General features: G+C 70.9%; 25 protein-coding genes. 10 read left to right on the forward strand and 15 right to left on the reverse strand.

Annotated features, from left to right (window positions below):
* Positions 1-247 precede the first annotated feature (247 nt).
* The 3 genes from gcvH to GN153_RS08250 all read right to left on the reverse strand — a co-directional run bounded on the left by gcvH (position 248) and on the right by GN153_RS08250 (position 2306).
* Positions 248-625 carry a glycine cleavage system protein GcvH gene (gcvH, locus tag GN153_RS08240; RefSeq protein WP_159901593.1) on the reverse strand — a complete coding sequence of 126 codons (378 nt, stop codon included), beginning with the start codon at positions 623-625 and terminating at the stop codon, positions 248-250.
* A complete protein-coding gene (gene gcvT, locus GN153_RS08245; protein ID WP_159901594.1) occupies positions 622-1710 on the reverse strand; it encodes a glycine cleavage system aminomethyltransferase GcvT in 1089 nt (362 codons plus the stop codon). Before gcvT ends, gcvH begins: the two co-directional genes overlap by 4 nt.
* Positions 1711-1880: 170 nt before the next feature.
* Positions 1881-2306, reverse strand: a complete 426-nt coding sequence (locus tag GN153_RS08250; protein ID WP_159901595.1) for a Tfx family DNA-binding protein — start codon at positions 2304-2306, stop codon at positions 1881-1883.
* Positions 2307-2366: 60 nt separating this feature from the next.
* Here GN153_RS08250 and GN153_RS08255 point away from each other — a divergent pair, with 60 nt between their 5' ends.
* Genes GN153_RS08255 through GN153_RS08265 form a run of 3 tightly spaced genes read left to right on the forward strand, consistent with a single transcriptional unit; the run spans position 2367 to position 5286 of the window.
* Positions 2367-3320, forward strand: coding sequence for an extracellular solute-binding protein (locus GN153_RS08255; RefSeq protein WP_159901596.1), 954 nt, complete (start codon positions 2367-2369; stop codon positions 3318-3320).
* On the forward strand, positions 3317-4132 hold the full coding sequence (locus tag GN153_RS08260) for an ABC transporter permease (protein WP_159901597.1): 816 nt from the start codon (positions 3317-3319) through the stop codon (positions 4130-4132). The genes GN153_RS08255 and GN153_RS08260 overlap by 4 nt, the downstream gene beginning before the upstream one ends.
* Positions 4129-5286 (forward strand): ABC transporter ATP-binding protein, encoded by a 1158-nt coding sequence (locus tag GN153_RS08265; protein WP_159901598.1) that lies wholly within the window; start codon positions 4129-4131, stop codon positions 5284-5286. The genes GN153_RS08260 and GN153_RS08265 overlap by 4 nt, the downstream gene beginning before the upstream one ends.
* A 114-nt stretch (positions 5287-5400) precedes the next feature.
* On the opposite strand, the gene GN153_RS08270 is transcribed toward GN153_RS08265, so the two are convergent.
* Positions 5401-6294, reverse strand: coding sequence for a universal stress protein (locus GN153_RS08270; RefSeq protein ID WP_159901599.1), 894 nt, complete (start codon positions 6292-6294; stop codon positions 5401-5403).
* 118 nt (positions 6295-6412) lie between these two features.
* The gene (locus GN153_RS08275; RefSeq protein WP_159901600.1) at positions 6413-6868 is read right to left on the reverse strand and encodes a DUF892 family protein; all 456 of its coding nucleotides are present in this window, start codon (positions 6866-6868) and stop codon (positions 6413-6415) included.
* 180 nt (positions 6869-7048) lie between these two features.
* On the opposite strand from GN153_RS08275, the gene GN153_RS08280 reads away from it, so the two are divergent.
* Together GN153_RS08280 and GN153_RS08285 are read left to right on the forward strand one after the other, a co-directional pair.
* On the forward strand, positions 7049-8218 hold the full coding sequence (locus GN153_RS08280; protein ID WP_159901602.1) for a CBS domain-containing protein: 1170 nt from the start codon (positions 7049-7051) through the stop codon (positions 8216-8218).
* A gap of 155 nt (positions 8219-8373) precedes the next feature.
* Positions 8374-9306 (forward strand): M48 family metallopeptidase, encoded by a 933-nt coding sequence (locus tag GN153_RS08285; RefSeq protein ID WP_159901604.1) that lies wholly within the window; start codon positions 8374-8376, stop codon positions 9304-9306.
* 33 nt (positions 9307-9339) lie between these two features.
* On the opposite strand, the gene GN153_RS08290 is transcribed toward GN153_RS08285, so the two are convergent.
* Positions 9340-11238, reverse strand: a complete 1899-nt coding sequence (locus tag GN153_RS08290) for a CocE/NonD family hydrolase (protein WP_159901606.1) — start codon at positions 11236-11238, stop codon at positions 9340-9342.
* Between the two features lie 87 nt (positions 11239-11325).
* Here GN153_RS08290 and GN153_RS08295 point away from each other — a divergent pair, with 87 nt between their 5' ends.
* Positions 11326-11769, forward strand: a complete 444-nt coding sequence (locus GN153_RS08295; protein WP_159901608.1) for an NYN domain-containing protein — start codon at positions 11326-11328, stop codon at positions 11767-11769.
* Here the strand turns inward: GN153_RS08295 and GN153_RS08300 are convergent.
* On the reverse strand, positions 11764-12189 hold the full coding sequence (locus GN153_RS08300) for an HTH domain-containing protein (protein WP_159901610.1): 426 nt from the start codon (positions 12187-12189) through the stop codon (positions 11764-11766). The two genes, GN153_RS08295 and GN153_RS08300, sit on opposite strands and share 6 nt — an antisense overlap.
* Positions 12190-12405: 216 nt before the next feature.
* Here GN153_RS08300 and GN153_RS08305 point away from each other — a divergent pair, with 216 nt between their 5' ends.
* The 3 genes from GN153_RS08305 to GN153_RS08315 all read left to right on the forward strand — a co-directional run bounded on the left by GN153_RS08305 (position 12406) and on the right by GN153_RS08315 (position 14649).
* Positions 12406-13260 carry a TatD family hydrolase gene (locus GN153_RS08305; protein WP_159901612.1) on the forward strand — a complete coding sequence of 285 codons (855 nt, stop codon included), beginning with the start codon at positions 12406-12408 and terminating at the stop codon, positions 13258-13260.
* Positions 13247-13459 (forward strand): hypothetical protein, encoded by a 213-nt coding sequence (locus GN153_RS08310; protein WP_159901614.1) that lies wholly within the window; start codon positions 13247-13249, stop codon positions 13457-13459. Before GN153_RS08305 ends, GN153_RS08310 begins: the two co-directional genes overlap by 14 nt.
* A 314-nt stretch (positions 13460-13773) precedes the next feature.
* Positions 13774-14649, forward strand: a complete 876-nt coding sequence (locus GN153_RS08315; protein WP_159901616.1) for a homoserine kinase — start codon at positions 13774-13776, stop codon at positions 14647-14649.
* Positions 14650-14678: 29 nt separating this feature from the next.
* Here GN153_RS08315 and GN153_RS08320 read toward each other — a convergent pair whose 3' ends face one another.
* The 4 genes from GN153_RS08320 to pdxS form a co-directional block, all read right to left on the reverse strand.
* A complete protein-coding gene (locus GN153_RS08320; protein ID WP_159901618.1) occupies positions 14679-15914 on the reverse strand; it encodes a mechanosensitive ion channel family protein in 1236 nt (411 codons plus the stop codon).
* Between the two features lie 80 nt (positions 15915-15994).
* The gene (locus tag GN153_RS08325; protein WP_201287831.1) at positions 15995-16747 is read right to left on the reverse strand and encodes a YqjF family protein; all 753 of its coding nucleotides are present in this window, start codon (positions 16745-16747) and stop codon (positions 15995-15997) included.
* A 97-nt stretch (positions 16748-16844) separates the two neighbouring features.
* On the reverse strand, positions 16845-17393 hold the full coding sequence (locus tag GN153_RS08330) for a thiol-disulfide oxidoreductase DCC family protein (protein ID WP_159901620.1): 549 nt from the start codon (positions 17391-17393) through the stop codon (positions 16845-16847).
* Complete coding sequence (gene pdxS / locus GN153_RS08335; RefSeq protein ID WP_159901621.1) at positions 17394-18302, reverse strand: pyridoxal 5'-phosphate synthase lyase subunit PdxS; 909 nt, start codon at positions 18300-18302, stop codon at positions 17394-17396.
* A gap of 132 nt (positions 18303-18434) precedes the next feature.
* Here pdxS and GN153_RS08340 point away from each other — a divergent pair, with 132 nt between their 5' ends.
* Entirely contained in the window at positions 18435-19160 is a 726-nt protein-coding gene (locus GN153_RS08340; RefSeq protein ID WP_159901623.1) for a DUF1405 domain-containing protein, read from the forward strand.
* Between the two features lie 35 nt (positions 19161-19195).
* On the opposite strand, the gene GN153_RS08345 is transcribed toward GN153_RS08340, so the two are convergent.
* From GN153_RS08345 to GN153_RS08360, 4 genes are all read right to left on the reverse strand, one after another.
* Entirely contained in the window at positions 19196-19597 is a 402-nt protein-coding gene (locus GN153_RS08345) for a pyridoxamine 5'-phosphate oxidase family protein (RefSeq protein ID WP_159901625.1), read from the reverse strand.
* 103 nt (positions 19598-19700) lie between these two features.
* A complete protein-coding gene (locus tag GN153_RS08350; RefSeq protein ID WP_159901627.1) occupies positions 19701-20618 on the reverse strand; it encodes an HFX_2341 family transcriptional regulator in 918 nt (305 codons plus the stop codon).
* A gap of 57 nt (positions 20619-20675) precedes the next feature.
* Positions 20676-22166 (reverse strand): sodium:solute symporter family protein, encoded by a 1491-nt coding sequence (locus GN153_RS08355; protein ID WP_159901629.1) that lies wholly within the window; start codon positions 22164-22166, stop codon positions 20676-20678.
* Complete coding sequence (locus GN153_RS08360) at positions 22159-22383, reverse strand: DUF3311 domain-containing protein (protein WP_159901631.1); 225 nt, start codon at positions 22381-22383, stop codon at positions 22159-22161. Before GN153_RS08360 ends, GN153_RS08355 begins: the two co-directional genes overlap by 8 nt.
* Positions 22384-22406 lie beyond the last annotated feature (23 nt).

Genomic DNA, 22406 nt, shown 5'->3' on the forward strand with positions numbered 1-22406 from the left:
GACAAAGCCACTTTACCTTTGTACGTTGTCGGGCATTCAACAGAACTCTCTGCTCTTTCTTCCCCGTACCTCCCGACAGAGTCTATCATACAGTAAGATACTATGCGGTCGTGGGGAAGCCGGTCCAGTGTAGATGCCTACGCATTGAGAAGGTCGGTCTCGACTTCCAGGCCCGCAGGTTCGATATCGTGGCATGTGATTTACGGCAGCCAGTCAGAACCGGAGCGGGGCGGAGCCGAGCGGTCGCTTACTCCGTCTGCTCGCGGTACTCGGCCGGCGAGAGCAGGCCCTCGAGGTCGCCCTCCGGCTCGACGGCGACCATCCAGCCCTCGCCGTAGGGGTCCTCGTTGACCAGCTCGGGCTCGTTGACCAGCGCGTCGTTGACCTCGACGACCGTGCCCGCGACCGGCGCGTAGATGTCGGAGACTGCCTTGATCGACTCGACGACCCCGAAGGCCTCCTCGCGTTCTATCTGGTCGCCCTCGTCGGGTAGCTCGACGAACACCACGTCGCCGAGTTCGTCCTGCGCGAAGTCGCTGATGCCGACCCTGACCGTGCCGTTCTCCGGGCGCGCCCACTCGTGGGACTCCAGGTACCGGCAGTCCTCGGGAACCTCGAAGCTCATGAGAGGAACGGGGTCGCGGTGACATGTGCCTTCTTCGGTTCGTCCCGGACCACCACGCACACCTCCCGTCCGGGCTCGTCGTACGCGCGCGGGAGATAGGCGAGGCCGATGGGCTCGCCCAGTGTCGGGCTCATCGTCCCGCTGGTGACGTGGCCGACTCGCTCGCCGTCGGGGGACTCGACGGGATAGCCGTGGCGGGGAACCCCCCGCTCGTCGAGGGTCAGGCCGACCAGCAGTTCGGCGGGTCCGTCGTCCGCGACCGCCGCGAGCGCATCCCGGCCGACGAACTCCGTCTCGAGGGCCACGGCGAACCCGATGCCAGCCTCGTAGGGGGTGCGCGGCTCCTCTTCGGGGTGAAAGTCCTGCCCCGAGAGCAGAAAGCCCGCCTCGATGCGCAGCGTGTCCCGGGCGCCGAGCCCGCAGGGCCGGCAGCCGGCCGCCGACCAGACGGCCCCGGCGTCCTCGACCTCGCAGACGACCTCGACGCCGTCCTCGCCGGTGTAGCCCGTCCGCGCGACGAGCGCGTCGGCGCCCGCGACCCGGGTGGCGGTCACCTCGAACCGACCCAGTGAACCGAGGTCCGCCTCGGTCTCCCGGTCGGCGAGGTCGCGCGCCTCCGGCCCCTGGACGGCGACCATCGCGTACGCCTCGGTCCGGTTCTCGACGGTCGCCTCCAGCCCCCACCGGTCGCGGTGGCCGACCCACCGGTCGGTCATCTCCCCGTCGTGGCCGGCGTTGGGGACGAACAGGTACTCCCCGTCCCAGCCGTCGGGGAGCCGGTAGACGACGGTGTCGTCGAGCATGACCCCCGACTCGTCGGTGATGGCGGCGTACTGCGCCTCGCCGGGGCCGAGTTCCTGAACGTCGTTGGTGGTGAGCCGCCCGGTGAGCGCCGCGGCATCCGGCCCGCTCACGACCACCTGCCCCATGTGCGAGACGTCGAACTTCCCGGCGGAGTCCCGGACGGCGGCGTGTTCGGTCCGGATCGAGTCGAAGTCGACCGGCATCTCCCAGCCGCCGAAATCCGTGAAGTCTGCGCCCGTCGCCTCGTGAGCGCTACGGAGCGGGGACTGACGGAGTGACATGGGCCGACCGACGGGGGCCGGCGTCCTAACCCTTTGGTCGTTCCCCGAACTTGTAAACGGTATTTCGCGATAGCAAATCGACCGTTCGCGACGAGGGAGGAAAGACGGAGCCAGAGGTCCAGGGCTGGTCGAGTCCCCAAAACTGGCCGGCCGAAAATCCGGACTCGGCGCTACAGCGTCTCGGTGAAGACATCGACCTCGCCGTCCTCGGTCAGCCCGATGGTCACCCCGGTTTCGAGCCTGTTCTGGGTCGTGTACGGCTCGAGTTCGTGGTACAGATGGGAGTACAGCTCCGGCCGGCAGTAGGAGATCTTCACCCCGGCCTCGTCGCCCCGGTCGTAGACGAGCCCGACGAGGTCGTCGAACTTCGTGTCCGCGGGGACGGTGAACTGGACCGGCGACCGGACGGTCCGCACGAGCTCGAGCGTCCGGCGCGCCTTCCGGACGTTCTCCTCGGCGGCCCGCTCGATGGCGCTCACGTTCGAGCCCGTGGTCCCCAGCCGGTCGGCCACCTCCCGCTGTGTCAGCCCCTGCTCCCGGAGTTCGAGCACCTCGACCTGCCGGTCAGTCAGGACGGTCGCCTCCGCGGATGGCATAAGTAGTCAAATGGATGTGTTTGGCATAACCTTATTGGTGAACTGGAACTGGTTTCCGGCATGGCTGATGAGGAGCGGTCGCTGGGTCGTCGGGCGGTGCTGAAGGCGACCCCGGCGGTGGTCGGCGGGGCCGTCGGCCTCGCCGGGTGTGCGACCCCGCTCGCGGCCGGTGGACCCGGGTCCGTCTCGCTGCTTTCGGCGGGGAGTCTCGCCCGGACGTTCGAGGACCACGTCGCCCCCGCCTTCGAGCGCCAGACGGGGACAGTCGTCTACGGCGAGTACTACGGCTCGAACGCCCTGATGCGGATGGTCGAGGACGGCACCGAGTACCCGGACGTGGTCGTGAGCGCCGACGCCACGCTCCTCCGGGAGCGGCTGTACGGCGAGTTCACCGACTGGGACGTCGCGTTCGCGGCCAACAGCCTCGGCGTCGGCTACCGCGCGGAGACAGACCTGGGTCGGGCGCTCGACCGCGGCGAGCCGTGGTACGAGGTCGCCCTCGGGGCCGAGCCGGGCGAGGTCGCCATCGCGGACCCGGACCTGGACCCGCTGGGCTACCGGGCGGTCCAGGCTTTCGAACTCGCCGCGGCCGAGCACGGCCTCGAGGGGTTCCGCGAGGCGATGCTCGAGCGCGTCTACCAGGAGCCCGAGGAGCCACAGTTGCTCGCCGGCGTCGAGACGGGGGCGCGCGCGGCCGGGCTCGTCTACCGGAACATGGCCCTCGACCGCGACCTCCCCTTCCTCGAGTTCCCCGACGCGTACAACTTCGCCCGGGCCGGGCTGGCCGACCACTACGCGACCGTCGAGTACACGACCGACGACGGGTACACCGCGCGCGGCCGGCCGATCCTCTACAGCGCGACGGTACTCGAGAGAGCGGACAACCCGGACGCGGGTCGCCGTCTCGTGCGGTTTCTCCTCGACAACCCCGAGACTCTCGTCGAGGCGGGGCTGACGGTCACGGGCCGGCTGCCACAGTCCGAGGGCGACGTTCCGGAGGCGGTCCGGGCGTGAGCCTCGCCGACGCGGCCCCGAGCTGGCGGCCGTCCCGGCCGGAGCTGCTCGTCCCCGCCGCCCTCGGGGGGGTTCTCCTGCTGTACTTCGCGGTCCCGTTCGTCGCCTTTCTCTCCCGGGCCGGCGTGACCGGCGTCGTCGGCGACCTCTCGACCCCGGGCGCACAGCGGGCGATCCGGAACTCGCTCGTCACCGCGCCGGTGGCGACGGCGGTCGCAACAGTGCTAGGAGTGCCGCTGGCCTACGTGCTCGCCCGGCGGTCGTTCCGGGGCAAGCGGCTCGTCGAGGCGCTGGTGGTGTTGCCGCTTGTCGTCCCGCCCGTGGTGGGCGGCACGATGGTGCTGTCGGCGGTCGGCCGGTTCACCCCCGTCGGCGCCGCCGCGGCCGCCGCCGGCGTCCCGCTGACGGACAGTCTGCTGGGGGTCGTCCTCGCCCAGACCTTCGTCGCCGCTCCCTTCGTGGTGATCACCGCCCGGGCGGGCTTCGGCGCCGTCGACGAGCGCCTGGAGCGGGCCTCCCGGTCGCTCGGCTACGGTCCGGTCGCGACGTTCCGGAACGTCTCGCTGCCGCTGGCCCGCGGCGCTGTGCTCGCAGGGGTCGTCCTCACCTTCGCGCGCGCCGTGGGGGAGTTCGGCGCGACGATGATGGTCGCGTACAACCCCCGGACGGTGCCCACGCGGATCTGGGTCGAGTTCATCGCCGGCGGGGTCGACGCGGTCGTCCCGCTCGCGCTCGTGCTTCTGGGGATCGCGGTCCTCGTACTGACCGCGGTCCAGCGCCTCGGCCGGGTTCAGGCGGTGACCGACCGATGACCCTGGAGGTCGACGGCCTCACGCACCGGTACGGGGACGAGCCAGCAGTCGACGACGTTTCCCTGAGCGCCGCGGAGGGGGAACTCCTCGCGCTGCTGGGCCCGAGTGGCTGCGGGAAGACGACGGTCGTCCAGACCATCGCCGGCCACCTCCAGCCGACCGGGGGACGGGTCCGTCTTCGGGGAACCGACGTGACCGACAACCCCCCCGAGACGCGCCGGGTCGGGCTCGTCTTCCAGGAGCCGACGCTGTACCCCCACATGACCGTCGGCGAGAACGTCGCCTACGGGCTGAAAGCACGCGGGGTCGGGCCCGAGCAGCGCGCGGCGACCGTCGACGAGTACCTCGGACTGGTCGGGCTCGGCGACCGGTGCGACTCCTCCCCCCCGGAGCTGAGCGGCGGCCAGCGCCGCCGCGTCGAACTCGCCCGGGCGCTCGCGCCGGAGCCGGACGTGCTGTTGCTCGACGAACCGCTCTCTGCGCTGGACCGACAGCTCCGGACGGAACTCCGCGAGGAGGTCGCGCGCATCCAGCGCGAGACCGGCGTCACCACCCTCTATGTCACCCACGACCAGGAAACGGCGATGGCGCTGGCCGACCGGCTCGTGGTGATGAACGACGGCCGCGTCTCCGGGACCGGCGACCCGCGCACCCTCTACGAGTCCCCGCCGACGCCGTTCGTGGCGTCGTTTCTCGGCCGGTCGAACGCGCTCCCCGGAACTGTCGTCGGCCGGCAGCCGCTGCGAGTCGAGGTCGGCGGGGCCGAACTCGCGGTCGAGGGGGCGGGAGGTGACCACCCGACCGGGAGTGAGGTGACCTGCCACGTCCGGCCGGAGGCCCTCTCGCTGCGGTCGCCCGGACGCGACGGCCCCGAGCCCACGGGCCGGGGGCCGCCCGGCCGGAGTCCGGACGTCCCCGCCCCATCGCCGGAGGGCGTCGCCACGGCGCGCTCGCTGCAGGGTGAGGTCGAACGCGTCGCGGACCTGGGAAAGCGCTACGACGTGACGGTCCGGCTGGACGCCGGCGAGACCGTCCTCGTCGAGTGCAGGGAACGCCCCCCGACGGTCGGGAACCGGACTGCGGTCGAGATAGCCGGAGGGGCGGTGACCGTGTTCCGGCGCGGAGCCGACGGGGTGATGCGGGCCGCTGAGTAGGCAGACGACGCGGTCCGCCGAGTGAGTGGACGACCTGAGTCGCTGAGTGACCGGACGGCGCGGGTCGGTCCCCACCCACCCGGGCCCGCCGGGGTGGTGGGCGGCCAGTCGCCGTCAGTCGCCGGCCCGGTCTCTCGCGTTCACCGCGAGCACGGGCATCTCGGCGTGTCTGATGAGGCGTTCGGTCGTGCTTCCCATCAGATACCGGGTGAGTCCGGTCCGGCCGGCGGTCCCCATCGCCACCAGGTCGACGTCGTGCTCGTCGGCGTACGCCAGCAGGTCGCGGGCGGCCACACCCGTGCGGACCGCGGTGGTGGCTTCGAGCCCGCGCTCGCGGGCCTGCGTGGCGATCCGCTCGGTCGCGGCCTCGCCCTCGGCCTCGAGGTGGGCGGTGACCTCCTCGGGGACCGAGTAGCCCGGGCTGGCGGCCGCGTCACCGGCGTCGACGACCGTGACCGCGTGGACCCGGGCGCCGGTCCGCTCCGCGACGGCGAGCCCGGGCTCGACGGCGGCACCCGCCGGCTCGCTCCCGTCGGTCGGGATCAGGACCTCCTCGTAGCCGTCGCCGACCCGGCTGCGCTCGGTCGCCCGGGCCGTCAACACCGGCGCCTCGGAGCGGCTGACGACCCGCTCGGTCACGCTCCCGGCGACGTACCGGTCGACCCCCGTCCGGCCGTGGGTCCCCATCGCGACCAGTCCGACGTCGTGGTCGGCCGCATACTCCAGGATCGTCTCCGAGGGCTCGCCCCGGAGCGTGGCCGTCACGACGGCCTCCCCGTCGACGACCGTCCGGACCGTCTCGAGCGCTTCCTCCCCCTGGGCTTCGAGGCGGCCGACGAACTCCTCGCCGAGGCCGCCGGCGTCGAACGGGCCGCCGGCGCGCTGGAGGTCGAGGACGGTGACGACGTGGACGGTCGCGTCGAACGCGTCTGCGAGGTAGCGGGCGTGTTCGGCGGCCCGGACGGCGTGGTCGCTCCCGTCGGTCGGAACGAGGATGGTGTCGTACATGGTCTACCTGTAGCCGGGAAGCTACATAAACGGGGAGCCGCGTTCGCGAGCGGCGGGAAACGGAAGGCGAGAGCGGGGCGCGAGCCGGGACCTCTGCCGGCGAGAGCCGGTTGCGGCGCTACTCCGCCCGGTACTCCTTCTCGAAGCCGCGGAACTCCGTCCGGTGTGCCTCCTCGTCGGCGAGGAGGGTCACCGCGAGGTCCTCGGTGACCGGGTCGCCGGCCGCCTCCGCGGCCGCGACGAGTTCGCGGTAGGTCTCGATGGCGCCCTCCTCGGCGTCGAGCACGCCGCGGATGACCGACAGCACGTCGGTCGAGTCCTCGGGCGGCTGCAGCGAGTCCTGTCGGGCGACGAACTCGGCGGAGCCGGGCGGGCGGGCGTCGAGCTGTTTGAGTCGCTGGCCGAGACGTTCGGCGTGGGTGAGCTCCTCCTGGATGTCCTGCCGGAGGCTCTCTTTGATCTCCTCGGCCCGTACGCCGTCTAAGACGATCGCGTTCGTCTGGTAGTTCATCACCGTCTCGATCTCGTCGCTGTACGCCTCGCGCAGGAGTTCGACGACACGTTCTGAGGACATGACACGTCCGGCTACGCCGCGGCCGCTAATGTGCGTTCCGCCGACACCGACGCGAGCGCCAGCCGGCACCGTTCCGCCGACGCGAACACCGACCGACCCGTTCCGCTGCCAGCCGTGACGCCGGCCGTTCCTGTTCCGCCGACGGACCGTTTTAACACCCTCCGCCGACAACCACCGCGTATGCGAGGCTTCCGGATCGGCTCGGCGTTCGGCATCCCCGTCAGACTCAACTGGAGTTTCCTGGTCGTGCTCCCCTTCTTCGCGGCGTTTATCGCCTGGGACGTCGCCGCGCTGACGGGGATCATAAACGAGGTCTTCGGGTCGGCGATCGACCCCGGCCAGCTGGGAGAAGGAACGCTGGCGCTGGCGCTGGGGCTGGCCTCGGCGCTCGGGCTGTTCGGGGGCGTCCTGCTCCACGAGTTCGGCCACTCGCTGGTCGCCCTGCGTTACGGCTACGAGATCGAGTCGATCACCCTCTGGCTGCTGGGCGGCGTGGCGAGCTTCGAGGAGTTCCCCGAGGACTGGCGCCACGAACTCGTGATCGCGGTCGCGGGGCCGGCCGTGAGCGTGCTCGTCGGTATCGGCTCCTACGCCGTCTTTCTCGGGCTCCCCGCGGGTCTGGACCCGGCCCGGTTCGTCTTCGGCTACCTGGCCGTGCTCAACGTCGTCCTCGCCGTGTTCAATCTGCTCCCCGCGTTCCCGATGGACGGGGGACGCATCCTCCGGGCGCTGCTGGCACGCAACCAGTCACACGCGCAGGCGACACAGCAGGCCGCCGCCGTCGGGAAGGCCTTCGCCTTCGGGATGGCGATTCTGGGGCTGTTCGCTAACTTCTTTCTCATCCTGCTGGCCTTCTTCATCTACATCGCCGCCTCCAGCGAGGCACAGCAGACCTCGCTCAAGGCCGCCTTCGAGGGCGTGACCGTCCGGGACGTGATGACCCCCGAGGACCGGCTGATGACCGTCAGCGAGGACACGCCGGTCAGCGACCTCCTCGACCGGATGTTCGAGGAGCGCCACACGGGCTACCCGGTGGTCCGGAACGGGGGGCTCGTCGGGATGGTCACCCTCGACGACGCGGGCGCGATCAAGGAGGTCGAGCGCGACGCCTACCGCGTCGGGGACGTGATGTCGACCGACGTCCCGACGATCGACCCCGGGGCCGACGCGATGGAGGCGTTCCAGCGGATGCAGGAGAACGGCGTCGGCCGGCTCCCGGTCGTCGACGACGACGGCGGGGTCGTCGGGATCATCTCGCAGACGGACCTGATGCGTGCGTTCAACATCGTCCAGAAGAGCGGCCCGCCACAGGGGATCCGGCGGACCGAGCCCGGGGTCGGCCTCCGGTGAACCGTCGGTCAGCGGGTCTCGCCGGCTCCGGTCGCGCCCGACTCCAGTCGTAACCCGCTCCGGTCGCGCCCGACTCCGACTCCACTCGTGACCGGCACCGGCACACCCCGGACCTGTCCCGACAGCCGTTTCCCTCCCCCGTCCGTGGGTTCGGTATGTCGCTCGGGCTCCGGGTGGCGATGGTCCTCGTCGGCCTGGGCGTGTTCGCCCTCTACGCCCTCGGCGCGGTGGGGCTTTACCTGCTCCTGCAGTGGCTGGTGCGCGGGGCGGCGCTGGGAGCGACTGCCGCCGTCCTCCTGGTGTTCGTGGCTGTCGGAGCGTACCTGAACTACCGGTCCGGCCCGGCGCGGCTGGTCGCCGGGCTGGAGGCTCGCGAACTCCCCCGGGGGCGCGCGCCGGGCGTCTACCGCCGGCTCGACCGCCTCGCCGCGGGGATGGGGGTCGACCCGCCGCCGCTTCTGGTCGCGGACCTCGGAATGCCGAACGCGCTGTCGGTCGGCGGCCCCCGCCGGAGCGTGGTAGTGCTGGACCGCCGGCTGCTGGAGGTGCTGACCGTCGACGAACTCGAAGGTATTCTGGCCCACGAACTCGCGCACATCCGCGGCTACGACACCTTCGTCCAGACGATGGCGGTGAGCCTGGTCCGGTCGCTGTCCGCCCTCGTGGGGGTCCTGTTGCTGCCGCTCCTGCTGCTCGCGTACGGGCTCGACCGCGGGCTGGCGTGGGCATCGGGCCGGCCGACGCGGGGTGGGTCGGTCGGCGAGTGGGTCCGGCTGGGTGCGGTGCTCGCCGTCGGGCTCCTGTTGAGCATGTTCACGCTCGCGGTGCTCGCCTACTCCCGGCGCCGGGAGTTCGTCGCCGACGCCCGCGCCGCCGAGGCGACGGGGAAACCGCAGGCGCTGGCGCGGGCGCTCTGGAAGATCCGCCGCGCGACGGAGTCGATGTACGGGCTGCGCTCGCTTCTGTACACCCACAGTGAGGACGACTACCGGTTGCTCTCGACACACCCACCCGTCGAGGAGCGGATCCGGCGGCTGGCCGGCGAGCCGCCGGAGGGCCGACAGCGACAGTCCCGACTGCTCCGGTAGGCGCCCGCCCCGGCGCCCGTGGCGACCCCCGCCTCACCGCCGCGGCTGGACCGGCAGGTCGACGCCGGTCGGCCGCTCGCGGTCGTGGTAGACCGTGTTGGTGGCGACGCGTCGCTCGCGCCCGCCCGGGGAGTCGCCCGTGTTGTGGTTGACGTCGTACCGCGGGAAGTTCGAGGAGGAGACGTCGAGTCTGATCCGGTGGCCCGCCCGGAAGACGTTCGCGGTCGGGTAGGGATGGACCTCGAACTCGTAGACCTCGCCGGGCGCGACCGGGTCCGGCTCGCGGCGGCCGTTCCGGTAGCGGGCCCGGCAGACCCCGTCGCAGAGATTCAGCGCGAACCCCCCGGGGTAGTCCTCGCTCGGCGGGTACTCGTCGACCAGCTTCGCGGTGAAGTCCGTGTCGACCGCGTCCGTCGACGCGTGGACCCGGACCCGTATCGGCCCCGCTATCTCGACCGACTCCTCCAGGGGTGGCGTCCGGAAGACGAGCACGTCCTCGCGCTGTTCGAGGGGGCCGTATGGCGGCTCCGCGCCGAAGGTCTCGGGCCGAGTGCGCTGGTCGTAGCCGCCCCGGCCGGTGGTGCTCAGCGTCGGCCGGTCCGCCAGCGGCAGCTCCAGCAGGTTCTCCTCGCGGGGTTCGAAGGTGTAGTACGACGAGCAGTTGCCCCCGAGCGTCGGCACCGGGTCGGCGGGGTCGAACTGGTAGGTCGTGCTCGCCTCCTCCGCGGCGGGCCGGTCGGGCGCCAGCCGGCCGTCGGGCTGGGCGTAGTAGGTCCGGAACTCGGTGTCGGGCAGGGGCCAATCCTCGCCGCCCGCCCACCGGCCGCCGTGGCGGAGCCGGCCGTTTCTCGCGGTCGCTTCCGCGGGCGCGTCGACGCCCATCCGGAAGTAGGTCACCGGCTCGCGGTCCCAGGTGTCCGCCCCCTTCAGGTACCGGTCGAAGAAGGCCAGCTTCGTCTCCCGGAAGTCCACCCGGGCGGCGTCGCCGAAGGCGGCCTCCCCCGAGTACGGCTTGCTCCACGAGGAGGTCCCCCCGTGGGTCCAGGGCCCCATCAGGAGGTAGTGGTCGCTGTCTTTCATGTCGGCGAAGGCGGTGAAGTTGTCGCAGGTCGCCTTCGTGTAGGAGTCGTACCACGCGCCGGAGTAGACCGTGGGGACGTCGGCGCTCTCCTCGCGGTAGCGCCGGAAGTTCACCCCCCGCCGGCTCCACAGCTCGTCGGTCCCGTCGCTCTCCATGAAGTCGAAGACCCACTCCTCGTAGTTCGGGATGTGTCGCAGCGGGGACTGTCCCCGGACGGGCGGCTCGCTCGCGAGCACGTCCCGGGTGTCCACGTCCGCGAGCGCGCGCTGGACGTCCGCGTCCTCGAGGGCACGCTTGGCGAAGCCGCCGCCGATGGTCAGCGCCCAGGTCAGCCACCGCAACTCGAAGGCGCCGCCCTGCCGGAGGACGGCGTCCCAGGCGTCCGCGGCCCCCTGGTTGACGAACATCGCCGACAGCGCGGGCGGGTCGAGGGTGGCGAGCCCGCTCTGGACCCAGGCCATGTAGGAGGTGCCCATCGTCCCGACCTGGCCGTCGCAGTAGTCCCGGTCGGCGAGCCACTCGACGGTGTCGTAGCCGTCCTCGGGCTCGTTGACGAGCAAGTAAAAATCGCCCTCGCTCTCGAAGCGCCCGCGGACGTCCTGGATGGCGACGACGTAGCCCCGCTTGGCGAACCACCGGCCCTGCATGTCGACGAACGTGCGGCTGCGCTTGTCGTAGGGCGTCCGGACCAGCAGCGCCGGCAGCGGCTCCCCGACGGGCGCACCCGTCCCGTCGGCTGGGCGGTAGACGTCGGTCGCGAGCGCGGTTCCGTCCCGGGTGTCGACCATCACGTCCTGGTGGACGGTCACGCCGTACTCCGGCCCCGAGGCGACCGCGGGGTCGAGTGTCATGGCTTCCCATCGCACACCGGGGACAAAAGCGTGTGGACAGTCGAGACACCCGTCACCGCTATACCGTCGCGGAAGCAAACCCCGGGTATGGGACTGCTGGACCGTCTGGGCGGACGCGAGGACGTCCCGGGCGTGGGGCTGTTCGTCGACGGCCCGAACGTCCTCCGTTCGGAGTTCGACGTGGACCTCGACGACATCCGAGCGTTCGGAGCCGAGGAGGGGGCGGTTCGCCTCGCGCGGCTCTATCTCGACGAGAACGCGCCGGCGAGCCTGGTCCAGGCCGCCGAGGAGCGGGGGTTCGAGGTGACAGTCACCAGCGGCGACGTCGACGTCCGGCTGGCCGTCGACGCGACCGCCGCGGCCGTCCAGCACGTGGTGGACACGCTCGTCGTCGTCTCCCGGGACAGCGATTTCAAACCGGTCCTGGAGCGGGCGGCGGCCCGCGGCGTCGAGACGGTGGCGCTCGCGCCCGGCGAGTACGGCCGGTCGGACGCGCTGCGCAACGCCGCCCAGCGGTCGCTGACGCTATAGGGAGTCGAGTCGGTCCTGGACGGTCACCGTCTCGGACCCGTCGGCCGCGGGGGCAACGAACGTCAGCGAGCCGCCGCGGTACTCGGCGAGGACCATCCGGGGGAAGGCGATGCCGGTCACCGTCGTCCCGGTGAGCACGGACTCGACCTCGCGGCGCTCGAAGCCGGTCAGGTCGTAGCCGGCCTCCCCCGCCCACTCCTCGAAGCGCTCGTAGCGACCCAGGAGTCGCCGTCCGGGGTCGGTGCGGGCCGTCTCGGCACGCGGGCAGACACAGTCCCCACAGAGCCTGACGTCGAAGCCCTTGATCCGGCCGTCGTCGTCGAGGTCGTGGAGCCGCCGGACGACCCGGTCCTGCTGGTCCCGGCCCGTCGCCGGAGCCAGCGAGCGGAGATACAGCTCCAGCCTGGGGGGCTCGGTCACGGCTCGACCCTCGGTTGCCTCGGCATAGGCCGTCCTACGTCAGAATCCCGTTTCAACGTGATTGACAGCGGCGTAAGTGGGTGAGCGGGAGGTAGCCTCGCGAGGGGTCTGCCGGGCCACGGTCCGCGGGGCCGCGGGTCGGGCGGAGCCGCCGAGCCCCGCCCGAAGAGTCACCGAGGCGGATCGCTTTTGCCCGGCGGCGGCCGACGGGGCGGCATGTTCCAGCCAGTACTCGACGACCACCTCCACCTCGACCCCGTCAACGGCCGCGGGGCCGCCGCCGCGAAGGACTTCGCTGCCGCCGGCGGGACCCATCTGCTCGTGCTCAACAAACCCTCGTGGGACCTCGTCGGCGAGGTCGACGAGGGCGAGGACTTCCGGGAGGCCTTCGAGCTCACCTGCGAGGTGACGCGGGAGGCGAGCGACGAACTGGAAGGGCGGGCCTGGCCGGTGCTCGGCGTCCACCCCGCGCTGGTCTCGCAGCTGGTCGACCGGGGCTACGACCCCGAGGGGGCCCGCGACCTGATGCAGGCCGGGCTGGACGTCGCCGCCGAGTTCGTCGCCGACGGGCCCGCGCTGGCGCTGAAATCCGGCCGACCGCACTACGACGTCGACGACGCCGTCTGGGCGGCCTCGAACGAGGTGATGCGCTATGCCTTCGAACTCGGCGCCGAGGTGGGGTCGGCAGTCCAGCTACACACCGAGGGCGGCGAGGATTTCACCGAGGTCGTCGAGTGGGCCGAGGACGCCGGCCTGCCCCGGGAGCGCGTCGTCAAACACTACTCCTCCGGGCCCGTCGAGGGGCCGGTGCCGAGCGTCATCTCCCGCAAGGACGAACTCCGGGCGGCCGTCGAGTCGGGCGAGCCGTTCATGATGGAGACGGACTTCATCGACGACCCCGACCGGCCGGGGGCGGTGCTGGGGCCGAAGACGGTCCCGCGCCGCACGCGCTGGCTGGCCGAGGAGGGCCACGAGGACGCGCTCCGGACCGCACACGTCGAGACGCCCGCACGGGTGTACGGGATCGACACCGAGGAGACCCTGGAGGAGCCGGAGGATGGCGGTGCCTGACCGTCGCTGCCCGGACTGCGGCGTTACCATGGAGGGGATGACCCTCCGGAGCACCGGCGGGCACAACCTCCAGGTCGTCTCCGGGGAGAACCGCGAGGGCATTCTCGGGAAACTCGGCATGAACCAGACCTACGGGGCCGAGACGCTGGTCTGTCCGGAGTGTGGGCTGGTGCGGCTGTACGCCGAGCTGGAGGAGTAGCGCGGGGCGACACAGAAACCGTGTGGGCCGCGAGCGCGTGCCGAGCGCAATGCGAGGCCGCGCGAGCACGGGGAAAGGCAGGCGTACTGGGAGCAGGCAGACACCAGCATCCGCGCGCCGCAGGCGCGCGGTTCTCGCGAGCGGCGGCGCCGCTCGCGCTTTTTTCGCCCACGTTTTTTCGCCGAGCGGGTTGCGGGCCGCCGGCCCGCAACCACATGCCGTGGCGGCTTTGCCGCCACGCGGTGCGCGGAGCGCACCCGAGGCGAAAAAAGGTGGTTCGTGAGTTTTTTGCGTACCACCGCGGAAGCGGGGGTATGCTAACCGTCCGGGCGCCGGCCACCAGCGCGAACCTCGGCAGCGGGTTCGACGTCTTCGGCGTGGCCCTGGAGCGTCCGGCGGACATCGTCCGCGTCGAGAAGGCCGACCGGACGACCATCGACGTGACGGGAGCGGGCAGCCAGTACATCCCCGAGGACCCCGAGAAGAACACCGTCGGCGCCGTGGCGGAGGCGCTGGACGCGCCGGCACACATCCGGATCGACAAGGGGATCCGACCGGCCTCCGGGCTGGGCTCCTCGGCAGCCAGCGCCGCCGCCGCGGCGGTCGCGCTGAACGAGCTCTACGACCGCGGGAAGTCCCGCGAGGAACTCGTGCCGGTCGCCGCGGAGGGCGAGGCCGTCGTCTCCGGGGACGCCCACGACGACAATGTCGCCCCCGCGATCCTCGGGGGGTTCACCATCGCCACGCCCGGGGGCGTCCGGTGTGTCGACGCCGACGTACCGCTCGTGGCCTGCCTGCCCGACATCGTCGTCTCCACGCGGGACGCCCGCCGGGTCGTCCCCGACGGGATGCGGGTGAGCGAGCTGGTCGAGACGGTGGGCAACGCCGCCACGCTCACGACGGGCATGCACCGCGACGACCCCGAACTCGTGGGGGAGGGGATGTACGACTCCGTCGTGACGCCGGCCCGCGCGGAGCTGATCGACGGCTACGACGCCGTCCGGGAGGCGGCCTTCGAGGCCGGTGCGACCGGCGTCACGATCAGCGGCGCCGGCCCGACGGTCATCGCGGCCTGTCACGAGGGGGACCGCCGCGCCGTCGGCGTGGCGATGCTGGATGCCTTCGAGGACCGCGGGGTCGACGCCTGGGTCTACCAGACCGCGATCGGGGGCGGCGCGACCCTCTACTGAGTCGTGCCGTTGCCGGAGCCGGGAGCGAGTCAGTCCTCGGATTCGGGGGCGTCGACCGCCGGGGACCGGCCGGGGTCCCGGTCGGCCGCGTCGCCGTCCCGGACCCGGAAGCCATCGGTTTCGGCCCGGCCGGAGAGTTCCCGCTGGGGGAAGGGGATCTTGATCCCCTCCTCGTCGTAGGCGCGCTTGACCGCCCGGACGACCGAGGAGGTGGCCCGCCACTTCTGCTGGGGGGTGGGGCGGTCGATCCAGAAGCGGAGCTCGATCACCACCGCGGAGTCCCCGAAGGCCTTCGGGATGGCCTGGGGCGGCGGCGTCGGCGCGACCGCGTCCACGCCGTCGATGGCGTCGAGGGCGACGTCCTGGGCACGCTCGGGGTCGACCTCGTAGTCCACGCCGACGTCGACCCGGACCCGCAGCCGGCCCCGCTCGCTGCGGTTGATGACGGCGCTGTCGCTCACCTTGTCGTTCGGGATGACGATCGACTCGCCGTCGAAGTTCTCCAGCCGGGTGTTGAAGACGGTGATCTTGGTGACGATCCCCTCCTGGTCGCCGACCTCGACCCAGTCGCCGATCGTGAACGGGCGGGCGAACATCAACACGAGACCGGCGATGAGCGAGCCGAGCGTCTGCCGGGCGGCCAGGCCGACGACGATCCCCAGGAAACCGGCCCCGACCAGCAACCCGGAGAGGTTGATCCCCCAGACGGTGAGGGCGGTGGCGACGGTGACCGCGATGATGGCGAGGTTCCCGACCCGGTAGACGACCTCCTCCTGGTGTTCGGTAATCCGGTCGGCGCCGCGGCTGTACCGCGCGACCGACTCCTCGAAGACGTCGACGGCGACGTAGGCGAGCAGAAAGAGTACCGCCGTGGTTCCGAGCTTCGTCAGCAGGGGCAGGGAGAGCCCGAGAAACCGGAGGATGTCGAGTGCGAGCGCCACCAGCCCCCAGATCCCGAGCAAGGTGATCCCGGCGGCGGCGAGCAGCCCGACCTGCAGCACCCGGAGTACGACCGTGCTCACCGTGGTCGGGATGTAGTCGTTGACCAGGCCGGCGGTGTCACTCGCCCGGCCGCGGGGAGTGAGTCGGCTGAGCAACCGCCCGGCGAGCCCGACGAGGTAGGGTGCGACGACGAACGAGAGCCCGAGCGCGACCAACACGACCAGGACGGTCGCAAGGGCCCGGGCCTCGGCCGTACTCACGCTGTCGACGAAGCGCTGGAGTTCGACGGGGACCGACTGTGCGAGCACGGCCGCTGGCTGCATATCCGGCCGGATGTGACGGGCGAACTTGGGGGTTTTCCCTTCGGCCGCCGGGGCTCAGGCGGGTATTTTCGCCGTCTCCCTCACCGCCACCGTTCGGTCGCCCCGGCCCACACCTCGAGCGGCTCGCCGTAGACGAGGTGGGGGTCGCCGGTCGGCGCGTCGAAGCCGTTGGTCCGGAACAGCGTGTTCTCCCGCACGTCCCAGGTCGCCGGCCGGAGCTGCCAGGGGTCGTGCTCGATGGCCGAGTAGCGGATCTCCCCGTCGGACCCCTCCGCGAAGTAGCGGTACCGCTCGACGAGGAAGTGTTCTACACTGCCGGGCTCGGGCTGGAACCGCTCGCCGTCGGGGCCGTAGGTGGCGTCGAAGCGGGCCGCCCGCGCCCCGGGGGTGCGCCGCCGGCTCGCGAAGTCGACCCGCCCATCCGGTCCCCCGGGCTCGTAGTCGATGTCCGCCCAGTAGTACGGCAGGTGGTTGAACAGCCGGGCGCCGACGACGCCGAGCAGGTCGTCGGCGTCGAGGCTGAAGAAGTAGACGCCGGGAGTGTCGTCTCCGCCTCGCGGCTCCGCCGCCTGGCTGTCCGAGGTGCGTCGCCCCGCCGGCGCCTCGCAGCGCACGTACGTCCGGAGGTTCAGCTCCGGCGTCGACAGCCCGACGGCCGCCGGCAGCCCCTCCGGGCGGATGTTCCGGATCGCGAAGGGCACGACCGAAAGGTAGGCGTCGCCCTCGAAGGTGTCGACGGACAGCCGGTCGGGCAGGCGGGGCGCGAGCAGGTCGGGCTCGACCGGCCAGCTCGCGAACAACGCGTCGCGCCACTCCATCTCGAAGTCGGGCATGGCGGGCGTAAGGGCCGCGCCACACAGAGGGTTTCGCCTCAGCTATGCGGGCGTCAATGGCGGACCGGCCGGGGGATGAAAAGCGGGTGCTCGCGACCTACGCCAGCGACCGCTCGAGGAACCGCTCTCTCACTTCCTCGTCGGGGACCGGACACTCCTCCTGCTTGCCGAACACCTCGTAGCGGTACTCGCCGACCAGGTCGTAGGCGCCGTCCCGAAGTCCCTCGGGAAGGTATATCAGCGGGTACAGAAGCGGGACCGGCCCGTCGAGCAGCCGGCTGACCCGGAGGACGGCCTCGGACTTGGTGTAGTACTCGTCGCCGTCGACCAGGACGACCGAGTCGAAGTACTCGGGGTCCATCCCGACCCGCGAGAGGAGTTCCCGGCCCACGTCTGACTGGAGCGGGGCAAAGAGCACCTTTCCTTCCCGGTCCAGCCTGACGATGGTCCGGACGCTCCAGTTACAGAGGTTACAGACCCCGTCGAACAGCAGCACCGGCCGGTCGATGTCGTCGACGACCTCCTCCGGGGGGCGGTCGGTGTCGAGGGCGTCGCCACCCGTACCGGAGGACCCCGGTTCCTCCTCGGAGACCTCCGCCGGGGTGCGTGGCTCCTCGCCCTCGGCGGTGACGGGGATCTCGACCATCTACACGCCGCGGCCCTGGAGTTTCTCCTCCTCGGGGAGGTCGACGTTGGCGTCGCCGGACATCCCCTGGCCGGCGTTGGAGGCGATCTCCACGAGCGTCTCGGGGTCGTCCCAGTTGTTGACGGCCTCGACGATGGCGGTTCCCATCGCCCGGGGGTTCTCGGCGCCGAAGATACCCGACCCGACGAAGATGCCGTCACAGCCGTGGTGCATCATCAGCGCGGCGTCGGCGGGCGTGGCGATCCCGCCGGCGGCGAAGTTCACCACCGGAAGCCGGCCCCTGTCGGCGGTCTCGTGGACGAGGCTCGCGGGTGCCTCGTGCTCGCGGGCCCACTTCTCGCGTTCCTCGTGGCTCATCCCCTCCAGTTTTCGGATCGCTCCCTTGATGTTACGCTGGTGGTGGACGGCCTGGTTCACGTCGCCGGTCCCTGCCTCGCCCTTGGTGCGGATCATCGCCGCGCCCTCGTCGATCCGGCGCAGCGCTTCCTGGAGATTCCGGGCCCCGCAGACGAAGGGGGCGGTGAAGTCGCGCTTGTCGATGTGGTAGCGGTCGTCCGCGGGCGTGAGCACCTCGGACTCGTCGACCATGTCCGCGCCCGCGGCCTCGAGGATCTCCGCTTCCTTGGTGTGGCCGATGCGGGCCTTGCCCATCACCGGGATCGAGACTTCGTCGATGATCTCCTGCAGGGAGGCGGGGTCGGCCATCCGGGCGACGCCGCCGCGCTTGCGGATGTCCGCCGGAACGGCTTCGAGGTTCATCACCGCGACCGCGCCGACGTCCTCCGCGATGCGGGCCTGTTCGGCGTTGACGACGTCCATGATCACGCCGCCTTTCTGCATCTTCGCGAAGCCGCGCTTGACCAGCTCGGTCCCGCGCTGCAACTCCTCCAGGTCCGTGTCGTCGTTCATACCGGAGCCGAGGGTCTGGATTCACTTAACCAATCGGTTGTCCCCCACACGCCCCGGTGGAAACGGGCCTGTCGGCCCGCCGGCCGGCGGACGACCGGTAGGGTTTTGGACGCGCTGGCCCGGGGAGGAGATATGGCAACGGCTGGCGTCGGCGCCCGGGTCGAGAAGCTGGTCGCGCGCTACGTCGGCGGCCGGGTTCCCGACAGCGAGGGGCTGCCCCGCTACGTCGCACCCCTCCCCGAGTGGCTCGAGGACATCGGGCTCCGGCTGGCCTGGCCGGTCGTCCTCGTCAATCTCGCCGGCACCGCCTTCGGCTTCTGGTACTACCGGTTCCAGCTCGCGGACACCTCACTGGTCGCCTGGCCGGTGGTTCCCGACAGCCCGGTGGCGACGCTGTTCATCGCGCTCTCGCTGGCGGCCTGGCGGCTGGACGTCCGTGCCGGACCGCTACACGTCCTCGCCTTCTTCGGCTGTATCAAGCTGGGGGCCTGGACCCCCTACGTCCAGCTCTTTTTGAACGGTCCCGGCGGGATCGCTGCCTGGCTGTACTGGTTTTTGATTCTCAGCCACGCCGCGATGGTCGTCGAGGCCTTCCTGATCCACCGGTACGCCAGCTTCACCGTCGGGTCGGTGGCCGTCGCCGCCCTCTGGTACGGCTTCAACGACGTGGTCGACTACTTCTGGCCCCTTGTCGGTGACTTCCACCACACGGTTCTGCGTGCGGAGGCCACCGGGACGGGCATCAGCCACGCCCTGCCCGCACACGGCTACGCGGCCGCGTGTGCGGTCGTGCTCACCTTCGCCTGCATCTTCTTCGCGCTGTCGACGCGAGTCGAGAAACTGAAGGCCGGCGGGTGAACCGACGCGGCAGGCCCGGCAGGCGGCACGCCCAGCTAGCTCAGTTCGCGCTTGAAGACCTCGTCCGGGCGGATCCGCAGGATCACCCGCTCGGACTGGATGGGGTTGGGGTACTCCTGGTCCATGTACCGCTGTGCGAGTTCGTCGATGTGCTCGCGGGCGCCCTCGGTCGTCGTCTCCTCGACTTCACCGGTCACCGACAGATAGCGGTAGGGGTTGTCGGGGTCGACCATGCTCGCGGCCACCCGCGGGTCCTCGGCGACGTTTTTCGCCTTCCGGCGGTGTCGTTCGGTGTTGACCAGCAGCCGGTCGTCGTCGGCGTCGTAGTCGACCCAGACCGGCGTGTTGTGTGGCCTGCCGTCCGGGAGCATCGTCACCACGTGGGCGATCGTCGGCTTCTCGAACAGGTCGTGGAATGTTTCCGGGATCTCCGGCATCACCGGGAGGTGTCGCGCCTGCCTAATCAGCCTGCGGGTCGGCGCGGCCGGGTCGGGGTCCGCGGCACGCGACCGCCGCCCGCAGAGGGGCGCCGCCCGTGGCTCAGAGGTCGAGGTCGGCGTCCTCGCCGTTGCGGGAGTGAGAGCGGACCCACAGCTGCCCGATCCGCGAGAGTCGGGTCCGGTAGGACTTGCCGTGTGCCTCCTGTTCGATGTACCCCTTGCCGCCCGGACCGAGCCTGTCGACATTGTAAATGACCTTCGACCGGAAGGAGTCGGTGTACTCCTCGCCGAGCTCGCGGGCCAGCCGCTGGGCGAGCTCCGACACCGACTCGAACTCGCCGTGCTCCCCGAGAGTGAAGAGGATCACCTCCTCGAAGGGTTTGACGTTCGAGAAGGAGGCGACGGGGAGCTCGACGATGTGGCTGCCGTCGATCTCCTTGGCGCCGATGGTGGTCCCGCGCTCGTCGAACTCGCTCAGAAGCGACCGGGCGCTCTCGAAGCGTTCCTCGATGCGGTCGGCGGTCGCCCCCTCGAGGTCGTCCTGCAGGTCGGCAAGCAGGTCGCGCTGGGCGCGCAGCTCCTCGGCCAGCTCGGTCTCGAGGTACTTCTCGGGGACGGTGTAGTAGGTGTGGATCCGGTTGCGGTCCCCCTCCCGCTCGACCATGATCGAGTGGGCGGCAGTCGCGAAGGCGAAGGAGACGGTACGGGGCATCGCGGAGACGTTGACCCAGACCTCGTTGCCCCGGTCGAGTTCCTCGTTGATGAGTTCGAACGCCTGTTCGAAGGCGGTGTCGTAGTCGTAGACGTCCTCGATGGCGACCCGTTCGGTGTTCGCGCCCAGCAGGTTCCGGTAGTCCTGCTCCAGTTTCTCCGCGAGATTGCGGGAGTACTCGACGTTTGCCTCGCTGCCCACCGACCCCTCCAGCAGGATGACTCGGTCGACATCCATCTGCTCGCGCACCAGCGGCGCGATGAGCCGGTCGTAATCGAAGCCGACCGGGACGATGTGGGTCTGCATGGACCGCCGTTGGCCGCGGGAGGTCGTTAAGCCTCCGGGTCAGTCCGCCGGGAGCCGTCAGTCAGCCGAGAGGCGCTCGTAGACCGAGGCGTCCTCGTCGGCCGTCGGGGAGGTGGCCGCCGAGACGCCGACGGTCAGGACCAGCCCCAGAATCATCCCGAGGACCGACGCCGACCAGCCGCCCAGCCCCGGCGCGACCGGGAGCTGGTACGAGGAGGGAACGGCCGGGACGAAGACGCTGGCGAGGTAGAACGTCTGGCTCCCCACCACCCCCGCGAGGATGCCGTCGCGGGTCGTCCCCCGCCAGTACAGCGCCACGGCGACGGGAAGTGCCAGCTGTGCGAACCCGCCGAATGCGGTCTCGCCGATCTGCAGGAGCGTGGCAGGCTGGAACAGACTGATGACGAAGGAGACCAGCGCGAGCGCGACGACGCCGACCCGGCCGACCAGCGCCTCGCGGCGCTCGGTGACGCCCTCGGCGACCTGCCGGTAGACGTCCCGCGTGAGATACGACGACCCCGACAGCAGCATCGAGTCGCTGGAGGACATCATCGCGGCGACCGCGCCGGCGATGACCAGCGCCGCGAACCAGCCGGGCGTGTACGCGGTCAAAAGCGGCGGGAGGATCCGACCGTTGACGTTCGGCGTCACGCCGAGGCCGGCGGCCCACGCGCCGAGCATGAACGCCGGGACGAACAGGAGAAGCACCAGCACCGGCCACAGCGTGAACGTCCGCTTGATGACCGCCGAGGACTTCGCGACGAAAAAGCGCTGGTTGACCTGCGGGAACATCGTCACGCCGAAGGCGATGCTGACGGCCGTCGAGATGATGTACGCCGGGGTGTACAGCCCCCCGCCGAGCGAGAGGTGTCCAGGAGTGTTCTCCGCGAGCAGCGCCGTCGCCGCGGCGGGGCCACCGACGGCACCGAGGATCCAGACAGCCGCCAGCCAGACGATCCCCAGCATGAAGATGCCCTGGAGGGTGTCCGTCCAGGCGACGCCGCGCATCCCCGAGAGGGCGACGTAGACGATCATGAAGAGGGTCACCCCGCCGGCGCCGGCCCAGTAGGGCACGGCCCCGTCGGTCAGCGCCGCCAGCGCCGTCCCCGCGCCCTGCTGTTGCAGCGTGATGTAGGGGACGAGCCAGAAGAGGCTGATCCCCGCGACGAGCACGCGCAGGCGCCGCGACCCGAAGCGGTCTCCGAGCATCTCGCCGAGGGTGACGTGGCCGTGTTTGCGCCCGACAAGCCACTGCTTGTAGCCGACGACGTACCAGAGGATCCCGAAGAGGACGCCGTCCATCAGCCCCATCACGAGCAACCACTCGGGGCCGTTGGCGAAGGCGGCGGTCGGGCCAGCGAAGAAGGTAAACGCCGACAGCAGCGTCGCGAAGGTGGTAAACAGCAGGACGACGGTCCCGAACGTCCGGCTCGCGAGGAAGTAGTCCTCGGCGGTGCGGTCGGTCAGCCGGTAGGCTACCAGCCCGACCCCGAGCGTGAGCACGAGGTAGGCGACGATGATGCCGACCTGCAGCCCCGTCTCAGCCATCGACCTCACCCCGCGACTCGACGCCCAGCCCCCAGGCGGTCCGCGTGAAGACGTAGAAGACCCCCGCGGTGAGGACCATCCAGCCGACGTGCCACCAGACCCAGACCGGGAGGCCGGCCACGACCTGACTGGACCCCCACAGGAACCACGGGACGGCGAGCGCCACGAGCACTACCGCGACGATACTCCATGCGTATTTCGCGTCCGAAGCGGGCATCCGTACGCTGAATTAACGACGGA

The organism is Salinirussus salinus (assembly GCF_009831455.1).
GTDB classification, from domain to species: Archaea; Halobacteriota; Halobacteria; order Halobacteriales; family Haloarculaceae; genus Salinirussus; species Salinirussus salinus.